At 57.1% G+C, this 16,766-nt stretch carries 11 protein-coding genes; 2 read left to right on the top strand and 9 right to left on the bottom strand.

Going from position 1 to position 16,766, the window contains the following annotated elements:
- Window positions 1-2: 2 nt before the first annotated feature.
- From glyQ to pyk, 9 genes are all read right to left on the bottom strand, one after another.
- Window positions 3-881 carry a glycine--tRNA ligase subunit alpha gene (glyQ, locus tag MMC1_RS07355; protein WP_041642128.1) on the bottom strand — a complete coding sequence of 293 codons (879 nt, stop codon included), beginning with the start codon at window positions 879-881 and terminating at the stop codon, window positions 3-5.
- Between the two features lie 97 nt (window positions 882-978).
- On the bottom strand, window positions 979-2,523 hold the full coding sequence (lnt, locus tag MMC1_RS19810) for an apolipoprotein N-acyltransferase (RefSeq protein ID WP_160162679.1): 1,545 nt from the start codon (window positions 2,521-2,523) through the stop codon (window positions 979-981).
- 29 nt (window positions 2,524-2,552) lie between these two features.
- Window positions 2,553-2,996 (bottom strand): rRNA maturation RNase YbeY, encoded by a 444-nt coding sequence (gene ybeY, locus MMC1_RS07345; protein WP_011713102.1) that lies wholly within the window; start codon window positions 2,994-2,996, stop codon window positions 2,553-2,555.
- Between the two features lie 13 nt (window positions 2,997-3,009).
- The gene (locus MMC1_RS19805) at window positions 3,010-5,583 is read right to left on the bottom strand and encodes an HD family phosphohydrolase (RefSeq protein WP_011713101.1); all 2,574 of its coding nucleotides are present in this window, start codon (window positions 5,581-5,583) and stop codon (window positions 3,010-3,012) included.
- Window positions 5,584-5,763: 180 nt separating this feature from the next.
- Window positions 5,764-6,744, bottom strand: a complete 981-nt coding sequence (locus MMC1_RS07335) for a PhoH family protein (protein ID WP_011713100.1) — start codon at window positions 6,742-6,744, stop codon at window positions 5,764-5,766.
- Between the two features lie 65 nt (window positions 6,745-6,809).
- Complete coding sequence (miaB, locus tag MMC1_RS07330) at window positions 6,810-8,123, bottom strand: tRNA (N6-isopentenyl adenosine(37)-C2)-methylthiotransferase MiaB (protein ID WP_011713099.1); 1,314 nt, start codon at window positions 8,121-8,123, stop codon at window positions 6,810-6,812.
- Window positions 8,124-8,163: 40 nt separating this feature from the next.
- On the bottom strand, window positions 8,164-8,658 hold the full coding sequence (coaD, locus tag MMC1_RS07325; protein ID WP_011713098.1) for a pantetheine-phosphate adenylyltransferase: 495 nt from the start codon (window positions 8,656-8,658) through the stop codon (window positions 8,164-8,166).
- Window positions 8,659-8,681: 23 nt separating this feature from the next.
- Complete coding sequence (rsmD, locus tag MMC1_RS07320; RefSeq protein ID WP_011713097.1) at window positions 8,682-9,269, bottom strand: 16S rRNA (guanine(966)-N(2))-methyltransferase RsmD; 588 nt, start codon at window positions 9,267-9,269, stop codon at window positions 8,682-8,684.
- A 120-nt stretch (window positions 9,270-9,389) separates the two neighbouring features.
- On the bottom strand, window positions 9,390-11,099 hold the full coding sequence (gene pyk / locus MMC1_RS07315; RefSeq protein ID WP_011713096.1) for a pyruvate kinase: 1,710 nt from the start codon (window positions 11,097-11,099) through the stop codon (window positions 9,390-9,392).
- Window positions 11,100-11,445: 346 nt separating this feature from the next.
- On the opposite strand from pyk, the gene MMC1_RS19800 reads away from it, so the two are divergent.
- Both MMC1_RS19800 and MMC1_RS19795 read left to right on the top strand, forming a co-directional pair.
- Entirely contained in the window at window positions 11,446-13,899 is a 2,454-nt protein-coding gene (locus MMC1_RS19800) for a tetratricopeptide repeat protein (RefSeq protein ID WP_011713095.1), read from the top strand.
- A complete protein-coding gene (locus tag MMC1_RS19795) occupies window positions 13,896-16,724 on the top strand; it encodes a tetratricopeptide repeat protein (protein WP_011713094.1) in 2,829 nt (942 codons plus the stop codon). Before MMC1_RS19800 ends, MMC1_RS19795 begins: the two co-directional genes overlap by 4 nt.
- Window positions 16,725-16,766: the final 42 nt, after the last annotated feature.

Below are 16,766 nucleotides of genomic sequence, written 5' to 3'. Positions count from 1 at the left end.
GATCAGCCCTCCTGCCCCTTCAAAAGCGGGAAGCCAAGCTTCTCACGCTGCAACACATAGCCCTCGGCCACATTTTTAGCCAGATTGCGCACCCGCCCAATATAACGCGCCCGCTCCGTCACACTAATGGCACCCCGCGCATCCAACAGGTTAAAATAGTGGGAGCTTTTAATGACATGATCATAGGCTGGCACCGGCAACTCTTCCTGCACCAAGCGCAGCGCTTCTTGCTCATGGGTGGTAAACAGGGTAAACAGCATCTGCGTATCGGCCTGGGTAAAGTTATAGGTGCTGTAATCTACTTCGTTTTGCTGGTAGACATCCCCATAACTGAGCTTGCCGTTATAGTCCAGTTGATAGACATTCTCCACCCCCTGAATATACATGCAGAGCCGCTCTAAGCCGTAGGTCAACTCCCCCGCCACCGGTTTCAGGTCAATGCCACCGACCTGTTGAAAATAGGTGAACTGGGTCACTTCCATACCATCCAACCACACCTCCCAGCCCAGCCCCCAGGCACCTAAGGTGGGGCTCTCCCAGTCATCCTCAACAAAGCGGATATCGTGTTGGCGGGCATCAATACCAATGCGCGTGAGCGAGTCCAGATAGAGCTGCTGAATGTTAGGCGGGGATGGCTTTAAAATCACCTGAAACTGGAAATAGTGTTGCAAACGGTTGGGGTTCTCGCCATAACGGCCATCGGTGGGCCGCCGCGAAGGCTGCACATAGGCGGTATTCCACGGCTCTGGCCCCAACACCCGTAAAAAGGTGGCTGGGTGAAAAGTGCCCGCCCCCATCTCCATGTCGTAGGGCTGATGCAATACACAGCCTTGGTTGGCCCAATAGTTTTGTAGCGAGAGGATGAGGTCCTGGAAAGTCACGGACGCCTCCGATGGCAGGTGAATGCGGTCGTCAATCATACATCTTGGACGAAAACCCCGGATTCTAGCACACTTCGCCCCATTCACAAAGGATGCATCACCCTTTACGCGCCGCCCAGTTGGCCACCCCAAACAGTAGCAGCAGAGCTGCCCAAAAGAGCCCTTCCCAATCCCCCCAGCGGCGGTAAAAGCTCCCCCCCGCCGGTGCGTGAGGGATTGGATGCACAGCCACCCCAGGCTGCTCCACTGGCAACTGCCCCACGGCCCGCCCATAGGCGTCAAAGGAGGCGCTAATGCCTGTATTGGCCACCCGCACCAAGGGTAGACGGTTTTCGATGGTGCGCAGCCGCGCCATTTGCAGATGCTGGGGTTTGGCCGTCTCCCCAAACCAGGCATCGTTGGTGGCATTCACCAGCAATGCTGCCCCTTGGTTGGCCAGTTGGCGCACCTCAGCCGGAAAGATCACCTCATAGCAGAGCAGCGGCCCCAGCACCCCCGCCGGACTGGGCAATACCAGCGGACCGGCACCCTGGGCGAAATCCTGTTTCCCCGGGGTTATTTTATCCATCCAGGCAGGCAACCAAGCCCGCAACGGCAGATACTCGCCAAACGGCACCAGATGGTGTTTATGGTAAGTCGCCACCCATCTGCCCTGCCCATCCATCAAACCCAAGCCATTATAATAGCGGTAAACCCCTGGCTGTTGACGCACCGCATGGGGCACCCCAAACAGCAAGGGCACCGCCATACTGCGCACCACCCCGGCGATCCGCGCCTGCCGGGCGGGCTCTGCCTGTAAAAAATAGGCAAGCGCCGTCTCTGGCCACACCAGCAGATCCAATTTTTCCCCGCTGGCGTCCAGACTCAACCCCAGATAGCGGTCCAGATGTTCGTCATGCAGCGGTTTTTGCCACTTTTCCAACTGGGGCACCCCGCCCTGCACCAAGGCCACCCGGTAAGTGGTTTGCGGCACGGGTTGAAGAAGCTTAAATTGCCCATAGAGATGCCCGCCGCACAGCAGCAGCGCCACCCCCATAAGCCAGCCGATACGCAGTCGCGCCGAGAGCGTCGGATCAAACAGCAGCCGCACCACAGCCGCCGTCAGCAGCAGCAAAAACGAGAGCAGATAGATCCCGCCCAGATCTGCCACCTGAATCAGGCTCTGCCAAGGCATCCAGGCCATGCCACTCTGCCCCCACGGAAAACCGCTGAACAGATGGCCCCGCAACCACTCACTACAGACCCACAGCGTTGCCGCCAGGGGCGGCACCAGCAGCGGTCTGGGTCGCAGCAACGCCAACCCTCCGGCCACCAACATGGGGTAGAGCGCCACCACCGCCGCCAGCCCCACCACCCCCAGCACCCCCACAACCCATGGGGCATCGTTGTTACGGGAGAGCGCCGGCACCAACCAGGTAAAATTCAGGGCAAAATGGCACACACCAAACAGATAACCCAGCCACAAGGCGCGTTTAAACGTACTGCGTTGCAGCAAGGCCAGCCACAAGGCGAATCCTGCAATGGTGGCCCAATACCAACCTTGGGGCTGAAAACCAAGACGGCTAAGCGCCGCAGCCGCCATCACCAACAGCGCGTCGACTTGGCCAAAGCGGGCCAAACAGATCGCCCACAGCAGGCGCACAGATCTATGCAATATGCGGGTAATTGACATTAAAGGTAGGGGTTGGGTAGACCCAACTGGGCGAGGATAGCGATCTCCCGCGCCTCTTGCTGCTGGGCTTCGTCCTCGGAACGCTCATGGTCGTAGCCCAGCAGATGCAGGGTGCCATGCACCAAAAGATGGGTGAGATGCTGGTCAAAGGGTTTGTCTTGTTCAGCGGCCTCACGCTGGACCGTTTGATACGCGAGGATAAGATCCCCCAACAGCCGTGGCTCCCCCGCCATAATCGGCATGGGCATCGCGTCGTCGGCCTCCTCCTCCATGGCAAAGGAGAGAATATTGGTGGGTTTATCCTTACCCCGATATTGAGCATTTAGGGCTTGCACCGCCTCATCATCGCTAAGCAGTACACTGACCTCCAGCGGCGCCAACGCCCAACCAAAGGCGGGGGAAGCGGGCCACTGCGACTCTAAGCGCAGGGTGGCTTGCACCACCCGCTCAATGGACTCATCCGTTTTTGGCCATGCTGGATACGACGATTGCACCAAGACTTGGCACATTAGAGGCCCCCTCTCGCGATGGTTTGCGAATCTCTGGATAAGCGATGCGACGGTGGTAGAAGCCCAGCGTCAACACCCGCAAGAAGGCCTCTTCAATCAACGACAGCTCACGCATGGTCAACTTGCAATCATCCAACTGACCATCACGAATTTTATTATTAATAATGCGCCGCACCATCGCCTGAATTTGCGCCGGGGCGGGGTCTTTTAAGGAGCGCGTCGCGGCCTCCACCGAGTCAGCCAGCATCAAGATGCCCGCCTCACGGGTCTGGGGGATGGGACCCGGATAGCGATAGTCAGCCGCATCCACCACCTCACCCCGGCGGGCCGACTCATTGAGGGCCTTATTGTAGAAAAACTGCAACAGCGAGGTACCCTGGTGGGTCAAGATGGCCTCTTCAATGGGCTCACCCAGCTTATACTGGCGAGCCATGGCAATGCCCGCCTTAACATGAGACATGATGATCTTGGCCGACATGCTGGGGGAGAGCTGATCGTGCCGGTTAGCCCCAGACTGGTTTTCGACAAAGTAGGCGGGTTTGGCCATTTTACCAATGTCGTGATAGAGCGCCATCACCCGCGCCAACAGCGGGTTGGCACCAATCTTTTCTGCGGCCTCTTCGGCCAAGTTGCCCATCATGACCGAGTGGTGATAGGTACCCGGTGAACGCATGGAGAGCTCTCGCAACAGGGGATGATCCCCCGCCGCCAATTCCATCAAGCGGGAATCGGTGGTGATATTAAACAGCGACTCCATCAGCGGGATTAACGCCAGCGCAAACAGTCCCGCCAGTAAACCGCTCATCAAGCCCATGGACATCGAGTAGACCCAATCTATGCCGGGGGTGTTGCCATTGAGCAGCTCCACCGCAGGGATCACTGCAATCTGCACCAAACCGATAGCCAGACCACTACGCAGCACATCAAAGCGCCGCCGGCAGGTGCGCAGAGAGAGCCCCCCCATCAACGAACCAATCATGTAGAAAATAAACAGCGGCAATCCACCACCGGCCAATTGAGAGGTCAAAAACGACAGCGCCGTACCCACCACCATGGTGCCACCGGGCAACGACACCCGTGCCCCGATGATCAAGGAGGCCATGGCCGAGCCCATCGCCACCGGCGGTAGATAGATGACACTTTGCGCGGGCCATTGGAACACCCCCGCCATACCTTGCCCCAGGGCCAGCGTAACCGCGCTCAATGAGGCACTGATAACCAACAGTGTGCCCAAGATCTCCACCGTTAGGCGATCACGGGGAAAAGCCGCCGCCGTGCGCAGCAAAAAGAGCCGACCAATATAGAGGAACAAGGCCACCGTGATGCTTAAACCCAGTACCCGCAGCCATTTAGCATCACTCATATCCCCTTTGTTCAGGGCAGAGAGTTTAAGCTGGGTGTTTTCACTTACCACCTCCCCTTCCAGCACCACCATCTGCCCACGCCGCACCCGCAGATAGACCTGATCCACATCCTCTTCCGCTTGGATCTGACGCAGACGGGTTTCGGCACTGTTATAGGTCAGGTTGGGGTGCAAATACTCCAGTACTTGATCCACCACCCATAAGCGCAGGTCGGGATTAAGATCCCCCATCTGCCGACGGGCACTATCGCGTAGCAATACCGTTAACTGCTCCAGGGTGACAACCCGGTCGGGAATGGTCAGACGAAACTCTTTGGGGTTATCCAGGGGATTAAGATTGATGGGGCGACGTTGAATGCGGGTTTGGGTGGCTGAATCCGCCACCACCCAATGGTGGGCGTGGGTTTTAAGCCAGTTTTGAATGCGTGCCAGCAGATGCTCAAAGCCTGGATTAAGCCCCTTGGGCTCTAAAAAAAGCGCCATGGGCGAGGGTTTGGTCGCCTGGACCAAGGCATGCGCGGCGGCCTCTTGGGCACCGTCCAGCTTCGCGCCTTCCGGCAAAGGTACCGCTTGCAGCGGGGTCTCTTGAGCCTGTTTGCGGGCGGCATCCAGGGCCTGCATCAGACCGCTCACTTCAAACAAGGCTTTTAAAATCGACGACGGCAGGGTGTAGCGCTCGCCCCACGCCTGTTCCAACGTTTTCTGTTCCGGCCACTGACCCGACTTAGCCAGGGTGTGCATCGCCTCATGCAGTTCGACCAACCGGTCGGAGATGCCGCTGCTCAACGAGGCAACCATATGAGGGTCCCAATCGAACACCGGCGGTACCGCTGCCACCGCCTTTTCGCGGCGCAACTCGGTCGCTGCACGATCCTCCACCAGCACATCCCGCTCGGCCTTAATGTTGCGGGTGGCCACCTCGCCAACCTCCAACACATGGGGCATGCGCAGCGCCAGCGGTGAGTAAATCAGGGTGAGCAGCCCAACCAGCAGGGCAAAGCCCCCCCAGCTCCAGCCGTGACTCTCTCTTATTTGGATCACCAGACGCTTGTAAAGCGGCTTTTGATCAAGCGGCTCCGTACGCAGGCTGAGCGAGATGTTCAAACGATCATCAGGTGCCAGATCTGTAGCGTGTGGTTTATGCGTCTCTTCAGCCATAAGGCTCTATAGTCCCTACCCCCAGTTCGAAAAATCACTTTCGGAAAGGGGGATCAACAGCCGTTTAATGCGGGTTTTTTCAACCCGCCATCGAAAGGGGCGTACGCCAAACTGTTTACTCCCATTCCCGCTTATGGGCAAGCGAATTCTCTGCTCAGGGGGCGACAGTGGCTTGGTCTCTCACCAATTTCCCATGTTTTGGGGGCGTGGAGTGGCGCTGTCATAGGCTCGGACAATGCGCTCCACCAGGGTGTGCCGCACCACATCATCCGCAGTAAACCGAGAAAAATGAATGCCCTCTACCCCACCGAGTACTTTGAGTGCTTGCACAAAGCCAGAGTTCTGCCCACGGGGTAAATCAATTTGTGTTTCGTCACCGGCGACCACCATGCGGCCATTTTCTCCTAGGCGGGTCAAAAACATCTTCATCTGTTCATGGGTGGTATTTTGCGCCTCATCCAAAATAATAAAAGCGTCCCCCAGAGTCCGACCACGCATATAGGCCAAGGGGGCAATTTCCAACTCTCCCGCAGCCACCATCTTTTCCACCCGCTCAGCGCCCACCATCGCATATAACGCATCATACAACGGGCGCAGGTAGGGGTCGATCTTGGCTTGCAGATCCCCCGGCAAAAAGCCTAGGTTTTCACCGGCCTCCACCGCCGGGCGGGTTAAGATAATGCGCTTAACCAGCTTCTCTTGCCACGCTTCAACCGCTGCCGCGACCGCCAAAAAGGTTTTACCGGTACCCGCCGGCCCCACGGCAAAGGTCATCTCGTGGCGCCGCATCGCCTCCACATAAAGCGCCTGCCGCGTGGTGCGAGGATAGACGCTTATACGCGGGGTTTTTATGGCCAGATCCCCACTATAAAGCGGCTCCACCGGCTCATCATGGCGCACCGCCCGCAGACCATCAGAAACCCGGCTTAGGGGAACCTCCTCCCCCGCCAACAGCTTTTCATACAGCGCATTAAGCAGCCCCGTGGCCTTTTTTAGATCCCGCTTGCGCCCTTTGAGCAGCAGCTCATTACCCCGGGGTAAAATGGCAATCTCCAGCTCTTTTTCAAGCAGCCGCAAATGAGAATCACCATCCCCAAACAGCGCCATCGCGTGCCCATTATCGGGAAAGGTCAGACGATCCTCACAGATAGTTTTGGACATGAACACCTCGCAGAGTGCCTTAGAGCGTTGCTACGGCTGAACAAAGCCTGCACCCCTCAATAAAATTAAACCAAACGCCCTCGCAGGCTATTAGGTAGCCCCTCAACAATCTCCACATCCACAAACTGACCGATCAGCGCCACAGGCCCCGCAAAGTTCACCGTGCGCAGTGTGCCCGAGCGTCCCGACAGCTCCCCATCCCGCTTTTTCGACACCCCTTCCACCAGTACCGACTCGCGACGCCCAACACGCGCCTTATTGCGCTGTAACTGCTGGGTATTTAACAGCTGTTGCAGACGCTCTAGGCGGCGGCTTTTTTCCGCCTCATCCACCTGCTCGGGCATATCCGCCGCCGGTGTACCGGGGCGGGACGAGTATTTAAACGAATAGGCGTGGTCAAAACCCAACCGGCTAATAAGATCCAGAGTGGCTTGAAAATCCTGTTCCGTCTCTCCCGGAAAACCGACAATAAAATCCGATGCCAGCGCTACATCCGGGCAAACGGCCCGCACCTTCTCAACCCAGGTGCAATACTCCTCGACCGTGTGACCACGCTGCATGGCCGCCAAAATGGCATCGGAGCCACTCTGGATCGGTAAATGGAGATAGGGCGCCAGCTGCTCGATCTCCCCAAACACCTCCACCAAATCCTCATTCATATCCACCGGGTGTGAGGTAACAAAGCGAATGCGTTCAATACCTTCGATCAGCGCCACCCGTCGAATCAGCAGAGCCAGATCATAGCTTACACCCTCTTCATCCACCCCGGCATAGGCATTGACATTCTGTCCCAACAGCAGCACCTCGCGCACCCCTTGTTGGGCCAGTGCCTCGGTCTCGGCCAAGATCGCCGCCACGGGGCGGCTCCACTCCCGACCACGGGTATAGGGCACCACACAAAAGGCGCAAAATTTATCGCACCCCTCCTGCACCGTCACCTGCCCCACCACCCCTTGCGCACGCACCTGGGGCAGATTGTCAAACTTATCCACCGAGGGAATATCCTCTGCTATCACCCGGGTTTCGCCATCCAAGGCACGTTGGATCATCTGTGGCAATTTGTGGTAATTTTGCGGACCAAATACCATGCGCACATAGGGGGCGCGGCTGAAAATGGTGCGCCCTTCGGCCTGTCCCACGCAGCCACCCACCGCCAGAATCACCCCACGTTCCGCCAAGGGACGCAGTCGCCCCAGCTCAGAAAAAAGCTTATCCTCTGCCTTTTCCCGAATATGACAGGTATTAAGAATGATTAAATCCGCTTTTTCAGGATCATCGGTGCTTTGAAAAGCATGGCTTTCGCCCAGCAAATCCGCCATGCGGGTCGAATCGTAGCTGTTCATCTGGCAGCCAAAGGTTTTGATATAGAGATGCTTCAACGGTTATCCTCAACAATGTTCGGCACCCCACTCATGGGTGCTAGGCACGCTGCAACAGGGCTTGCCGCAACGGTTCAGCCACCACAGCAGGCACAAAGGGGGTAATATCTCCCCCCATAATGGCGACCTCCTTAACCATGCTGGATGAGAGAAAAGTATTGATATCGTCCGCCATTAAAAACACCGTCTCAATATCAGGTGCCAGTTTGCGGTTCATGGTACCCATCTGAAATTCATAATCAAAATCGGTCACAACCCGCAATCCCCGCACGATGGCACACGCCCCCACCTGACGGGCCGAGCGCACCAACAGGCCATCCATAGGCAGTACCGTCACATTATGAAGATCGGCCAAGCTCTGTTCCAACAGCCTCACCCGCTCTTCCACCGCAAACAGCGGCTGTTTGCGCATATTCACCGCCACCCCCACCACCAGCCGATCAAACAGCTTACTGGCACGGCGAATAATATCCACATGGCCCAAAGTAACGGGGTCAAAGGTACCAGGATAGATGGCGGTGCGTCTTTGGGTCATCAGTTTACCTTACGCTTTACAGATTAGGACGGCCCACCCAAAAAGGTGAGCACCGACTGCCCATAACGGCGCTGCTGCACGATATGCCATGGGCTGCCCTGCCAAGCAATCTCGGCTTCTGGCTCATGCTCAGCCACAATCAAAGGGGTATGCCCTTGCAGTGCTTCCCATTGAGCAAGCCGCTCCAGGGTGATACTCACCAACCCTTTCCCATACGGGGGGTCCATAAAGATCATATCGGCACGCCACCCTTCAGGAAAGCGTTTCTCTAATTTTTTCTGAAGTATGCTAAAACTGCTGGCACGGTCAGCCTCGCCCCGTAACAGGTAGCACTGGTTTTCTGCCCCTACTTTATCAATATTGCGTTGGATTAAAGCCAATGCCGCCGGGGCCCGCTCCATCAATACCGCCGAGTGCGCCCCTCGCGAAAGCGCCTCAAGCGCCATAATGCCACTACCGGCATAGAGCTCCAACCAACGACAGCCCACCACCTCTTGCTGCAAGATATTAAACAGCGCCTCACGGGCCATCACCGTGGTAGGCCGCACCTGTTGATCTTTAGGGGTCTCTAAGGCACGCCCCCGCCACTGACCACCGGTGAGTTTGAGCATGACCGCCCTCCTATCATGGTACCCATAGCACCCGCAAACTCCTGCGCAACACAGGAAAAAAAACGCGCCGAAGATAGCACTCTTCGGCGCGTTTTCCAATCATGAAGCGCTCAATACCTTTTACAATTCCTCTTTCTCCACCCATTCATGCATATCTTTGGCATCGGTAATGGTAATGGCGTGGCTGGAACAGACCCGCACACACTCCTGATCCAAACTACAATTGTCCACCTGATCGCGGTTAAAGCTGACGCTACGGGTATTACTGGCCGCCGCCACCCAGATACCATAGGGGCAGATATTGACGCAGTTGCCACACGCCACACAACGGGCGGCATCCAGGGTGATAATGCCTTTACCCGCCACGGACTCCTGGGTGATTTGGCTGACGCCTTCATCAATATTGCGGGTATCGCGCACCAGATCTACACGGATCGAGCTGGATGTGCTGTGATTGCTCAGCAGCCCACCTCCTTTGACCACCACAATTTTCTCGCCCACCTGCAACATGCTCTGTTCACGCATCCACTGGATCACCTCGGGCTCAATATCCTCCCGCTCTTCAATGGAGTAGTTGAACAGCCGGGGGGTAATGCCCCAATAGAGATTCATACGCCGCACCCCACCCTGGGTACGGGCCGCCCCCAACACCGGCACCTCCGGTCGAAAACGGGCCAATGATAAGGCCGAACTACCGGTCACCGTCAGGGCAATAATCCAGCGGGCCGACACCTGCTCCGCCACCCGCGCCGCCGCCATCATGGAGGCGCTGCTAATGCTGTGGGATTCCGCATCCAAGCGGGGGCCACGGGGATTGCGCTCCGCCTCCTCCACAATGCGCCCCATGGTGAGCACCGTATTGATCGGGTCTACCCCCACCGAAGTCTCGGCGGATAACATAACCGCATCGGTACCATCCCAAATGGCGTTGGCCACGTCAGAAGCCTCGGCCCGGGTGGGGGATGGATTTTGAATCATCGACTCCAGCATTTGGGTTGCGGTAATCACCGGCTTACCCTTGGCCCGGCACTTTTGAATGATCTGACGCTGCACCGAGGGCACCCGATGGTTGCCAATCTCCACCGCCATATCGCCACGGGCGATCATAATGCCATCCACCACCTTGATGATCTCATCAATATTGCGGATAGCCTCTGGCCGCTCAATTTTGGCGATAATGGGTTTGTAAATTTTACGCCGATGCAGCATAAACTTGACGTTTTGCACACACTTAGCACTGCGCACAAAGGAGAGTGCCACATAATCCACATCATGTTTAACCCCAAAAAAGAGATCCTGCTGATCTTTGGTGGTCAAACTCGGGGCCGAGATGCTGGCATCGGGCATGTTGATGCCCTTGTGGGATTTAAGCAGCCCCCCATGTTCAATATTGACCAGCAAGGCCCCCTCTTCGGTACCAATAGCGCGGGCTTGCAAATAGCCATCATCAAACAGAATGCGGCAGCCCGGCACCGCATCCTTTGCCAAACCTGCATAGGTACAAGGGATAATCCCATCACACTTGAGCTTGGGGGGATGACTGCCCTCGGGAATAATCGCCCACTGCTGCCCCTTTTCCAATCTAAGGGGTTCATCCAGATGGCCCACACGAATTTTTGGCCCTTGCAGATCACACAGCAGCGCCACCTCGCGCTTGGCAATCCGCGAGGCCTCCCGCACATTATGAATCAGCTCCAAATGGGCTTTATGATCCCCATGGCTCATATTCAAACGGGCCACATCCAGCCCGGCTTCGATCAAACGGGTAATCTGTTCCACACTGGAACAGGCGGGTCCCAAGGTTGCTACAATCTTTGCACGACGCGCCACAGCGGCCCCCTACCGAATTAGAAAACAACAATTTCAGACCGGCCCAAGCCAATCCATACGAATCCAGTTTGCCAGCATACATCCTTTATATGAAAAGCGCTTAGCGTTTCGGTAACATTTGTCCATCTTTCTTTCGTCAGCATAATGAAAGCCATCCCCGCAGCTTAAAGGTGCCATAGGCAAAAGAGCCCCACCAAAGGGTAAATTGGTTCAGCGACCCACCAGCTCCCCTGTTTTTCGTGTCAATTTCACACATCTAAGCCACTGTAGACTTGTGCGCACCCCAGAACCTCCCTTAAAGTGTCTTACGCATTAGTGGTTCGATAGTGACTTTTATAGGGACGGTATGACCATGGCACTTTTCAGGTCAATTTCTATGGTGTTGGGCCTGCTAAGCTTGCTCTGCATAAACACGGTTGCGCACGCATCCCCTAGCCTAGAAGCCCTTTATGAAAAGGGGTTCGCCTACCAAAAGGGACGCGGTGTAGAGATCGACCCCCTTACCGCCCGCGACTATTATATGGATGCCGCCAACCAGGGCCACTGGAAAGCCCAATATGCTTTGGGCTGGATGTACCTAAATGGCGATGGTCTAACCCAGGACAGTGCCGAGGCCAAAAAATGGCTGAGCATGGCGGCCAAGCAGGGGGATGGACGAGCCCAATATGCCTTGGGCCAGTTGCTACGCACCGCCCCCCCGCCACTGGGGGATCAAAAACAAGGGTTAGATTGGGTGCAACGCGCGGCCAAAAGCGGCTTTGCCCAAGCGCAGTATCAGCTTGGCATGATCTATCTACAAGGAAATGGTGTAACCGTAGACACCAGCCAGGCTTGGCATTGGCTGACCCAGGCCGAAAAGGGCGGCGTACACAAAGCAGGTGAGGTATTAAGCCATTTTAGCCGGTTTACCATCGCCCGTGCCCAACAACAACAGGCTCAAGCCAGCCCCCCCCAAACAACCGCTCCAGCAAGCCCCAGCCCTGCTGACCAGCAAGCTGTGACAGCAAGCGCTCTCCACGCCAATCCGGCACCCATCCGCTTAGGGGAAAACCCCACAACCCTGAGCTATAGGGTCATCCCTGGCCCAGGGGGTGATCTAACCCGTAGTGTGCGCCTTATCTATGACGCGGCCACCGGCGAAGCAATCCCTCTCTACGAAGCACCAAAAGCCCGTAGTCAAGGGGCGCTTGTGGCGTGGAACCGACACTTTACCCACCTGCAAAGCACTTATGATTCGGTTTTGCAAGACCCCGCTGCGGATCCCCGCGCCGACCAATATGTTCGGCGTATCCAGGCCAACTTGCTCGCCCCTGATACCCTTGACAAGATTAAAGAAGCGGTGGAGTTGGCGGTATTAACGCTGGAGAGCGGCGGCATTTTTGATCCCGGCTGGCTCGCCACCCTCACCCCCGCATTACAACCGGACGATGCCCGGCAGGATGTGGATCAAGCGTTGCTCAGCCTAACCGAGTTGGAGAGCCCCGCTGCCCACTATATCTACGGCATGCGTTTACTGGCCCGCCATGCGCTAACCCAGGCCCAACACCACCTGCAACAGTCCGCTGAGTTGGGTTTTGTCCATGCCCAGCACGCCCTGTTTGAGTATTACATGAACCCCACCCCCAACCAGAGCAACCGTTTTCAGGCCCGCTACTGGGGGGAACAAGCAGCCTCGCTTGGTTTGGTTAAAAGCCAGATTATGCTGGGTTTTTCACTGCTTAGCGGCTCTGTACTCAACCAAGATTTAGAGGGCGCGTTGCACTGGCTGCATCAAGCCAGCAAGCGCTTTCCTGCCATCACCGTGTGGGATTGGACCCTCAATCCAGCGGGCCGCACCTTTACTGAATCGGAACCCCTGCTCAAACAGACCATCCACTGGTTTCAGCACAATCGTTATGAACAGGTTACCCCGGCCAACCTGTTACTGGCACAGTTCCTTAACCGGGCCTACACCAAAGATTTAGAAGACACCTTGGCCACTGTGGTGGATGGGGCGCAGGGAACGTTTAAGCCCATCACCTCGCGCTTTACCTTTGAGCGTAAGCTGGATGATTTTATCAAAGCCATCTGGCGTGCCCACCATGATGATCCCGTCGCCACGCAGGAGGCCCAACAGCTTTACAAGCAAGTCATCAGCTACCCCCTACCCGAAAGCTATCTTGAACAGTTGCAGCAGGCGGCGAGCCAAGAGAATGCCCTGGCACAGACACGCTGGGCCTTTATGCACCTTATGGGCCTGGGCGTCACCCCAAACCGCCCTATGGCGCTCTACTGGTTCTATCGGGCAGCCCGTCAGGGGCGTCACGTCGAATTTGCCACCGCCCAGGCTTACCTCTCATTTCTGGCCTTGCAGCAACCCAAAAATGAGACCCGCTGGTTCCGCGCCCTACAATGGATGAACCGCGCCAAGGATTGGGACTATATTGCCGCCATGCAATACCTTGCCCGCTTTGGTTTTGGCAAACAAGTACGCACCATTAAGCTACCCAGCGCCACCTCTGAACCGCGCCAAGGCCCCTACCCCAACGCGCATGCCACCCTCTTGGCTGGGCTCATGCGCTTGCCACCCTTGGCACAGGGGGACGAGGCGCTAAAGGGGATTGAACTTATCCAACTGGCCGCTCAAGCTGAAGAGCCCGCCGCACTCTTTTTCCTGGGGCAGTTGTATCTGGAAGGCGCCCATTTGGCCAAAAATCTTGACCGTGCCACACACCTGCAACTTAGGGCGTTGGAGCTTGGCTATCACGCCGCTCCGCTCTCCTACACTGAACTCTCACTTGAGCTACTTGGAAACCCATGATGCGTACCCCCCTAAGCTTGGCCATCGCAGCCTGTATCTTCAGCCCTCTGCTGTTGACCTTGGTATGGTTGCAGCCCCTGCATGCCGAAGAGCTTTCGGCGGAGGCACTTTATCGACAGGGATACCGCTATTTTTATGGTCAAGGCGGTGTGGCTGTGGATCAAAAGCAGGCCTTTCAATATTACCAGCACGCAGGTAATTTGGGGCACCCTGCCGCCCAGTATGCCACCGGATGGATGCTGATGACCGGTCGGGGGATTGCCAAAAATCATGTCGAAGCGCTGCCCTGGCTAGAAAAAGCAGCTTCAAGTGGCGATGCCAAAGCCCAATATTTTACAGGCATGCTCAAACTACAGGGTGAAGGCATTACCCCTGAGCCAAGCCAAGCCGTAGATTGGATTACCCAAGCCGCCAACCAAAACTATGCCATTGCCCAGCGCCGTTTGGGTCTTCTGTACCAGCAGGGCAAGCATGTCGCGCTCGATCCTAAACGCTCCCATGATTGGCTCGAAAAAGCGGCCGCACAGGGGGATGCTCAAGCCAAGCAGTTGCTCTACGCCACCAAGGTTGCCCGCTATCACCCCCCCGTAGCCGCTCCTGCTGCGGGGGGTAACGCGGCGAGTACCAGCACTCCGCCCCCTGCCGTGGCCGCCAAGAGACCCGGCAACAAAGCCGCTGCGGCTACCCAACCCTCAACGCCCCATAGCCCCGTGCAGGCAAGCACGCCTGCCCGCCAACCCGTGGTCACCGCCCCCACCACCCGTCAACCCGCAGCAAACTCCACAGCTGCGGTTACTACCCCAACAGCCCCCACACCCGCGGTTACCACCCCGGCGGCCAGCCAACCAGCGGCATTAAACTTTACTGAGCAACGCTATCCAGGTCCTACCCCATCTGCGGCAACGCCCGCGCCAAGCTCAACCGCGTTGGCCCCAGTGCAATCCCGCATCAACCAACCTACCCCCATGGCTGCGGTGGCACCACACGTTGCAGCGGCACCACCATCCCCCATGGCTGCGATGGCACCATACGTTGCAGCGGCACCACCATCCCCCATGGCTGCGATGGCACCATACGTTGCAGCGGCACCACCATCCCCCATGGCGACGCTTGCCACAGACGAGATACCCGTCCAGGCAGATCTTGCGATGGCACCGGACTCAGCCCGTTTACCAGAGCCTATCAACCTAAAACAACTTACCGTGGCACAGACCGTCTCGTCACCGCCCCCTCTCCTGAGTAACCTTCCAGCCAGTTGGCTGCAACGTAAGCAGATGTTGCGCTATAAATTTAGGCAGTGGGTACCCGAAGAGAGCAACTACCCGGCCTCCTTTCACTATTTTTTGGCGGTTAAGCAGCATTTAACACGCGCTAAAGCGGAACCCCAACAGCTTAATGATGCCGTTGCCCTAACCCTGCTCTACACCGAGGAGGGCGGCCCGCAACCGGCCGACTGGTTGTTTACCCTACCCCCGCAAATGTTTGATGCCCAACAGCAGGAGCGCGTGGTCGAAGAGCTACAGATGCGCGCCGACGAGGGTAGCCCTGCGGCCAACTATTTTTTAGGCATGCGCCAACTGCATCATGATGGGGATCTCAAGCAGGGTGTGGCACGCATTGAACAGAGCGCTACCCACGGTTTTCCCCTGGCACAACACCGCATGTTCCTGCTCCACCTTCAGGGTCCAGACGCCTATCGCGATCCCGCTAAGGCCCTAGCTTGGGGCGAAAAAGCGGCGGCACACCAGCAGCTAGAGACCCAAGCCCGCTTAGGGCTAGAACAGCTTACCGGCAACTGGTTGCACAAAGATCAACACGCGGGGCTCACGCATTTGCGTCAGGTGGCCCAGGCCGATGATGGGGCCGCGCTACGCGCTCTACAAGAGGCCCTTAATCCCAAGGGGGTCAACTATCCAGATGCCCCGGCTCTGCTCACCCACACCCTGCAATGGTTACGCAACTATGGCGCCCATCAAGGGCGCGACTATGACCTGGTCATGCAGCTCTTTTTGCGCCAGGAACCGCCCCTCAACCTCATTCAACGACTAGAGCGCCTGCCTGCCCCCGCCCCAGTGGCGCAAGGGCAAGCCCTTGAGCCCTTGGTTGAGGAAGATTTTGATCAACTAAGCCAGCACATTGATCGGCTGTGGCGTCGCCATTATGGGGATCAACAGGCCCTGCAAGCCCAGCAGACGGCATTACCTGCCCGTGCACTCTCGCCCAAATTGCTCGAAACCTTGGAACAGGCGGCCTTTAACAACATCCCCCAAGCGCAACAGCGTTTGGCGCATCTCTATTTGACAGGGATTTGGGTAAAGCGTGACCTGGATAAAGCGCGTTACTGGCTGTTTCGCCATGCCCGTAGTGGGAATGAACCCGATCAAGCCCGTAGTCAGGGCCTGCTGGCCCTGTTGATGGATGCCCAACTGGGCCAACGCAGCGTCACCGCCCAGGGGTGGATGAATCGTGCGCAAAAGTGGAATTTTCTCGCTCTGCTCGATGGTGTGCTGTTAAGCAAGCCCGATCTTGCCATTCTACCAAGCACCCCCTATAAATCCTCTAGCCGCACCTTAGATGGTCTCTACCGCAAGAGCGCCCTGGGGCTTTATCAACTCAAAAAGGGCGGTAACCCTGCCCCGCTCTTACAGGGCATACACCAAGCAGCCAAGCAGGGGCATGCTCAGGCACAGTTTGTATTAGGGCTGCTCTATCTGGATGGTATCGGGCTTGAGGCCTCCCCCAGCAAGGCCACCCACTGGCACCAACTGGCCCTGGCCCAGGGCTACCAGCGTAGCCCTCTACAGGTTGCCGATGCCATGCGCTGACCCTGCTGCCTTGTACACAGATCAAAAAAGGCCCCGTAAGGG

The sequence above is a fragment of the Magnetococcus marinus MC-1 genome, from assembly GCF_000014865.1.
Taxonomy (GTDB): domain Bacteria; phylum Pseudomonadota; class Magnetococcia; order Magnetococcales; family Magnetococcaceae; genus Magnetococcus; species Magnetococcus marinus.
Note: the sequence above shows the minus strand (reverse complement) of the source record. Positions and strands in the feature narration are given on the sequence as shown.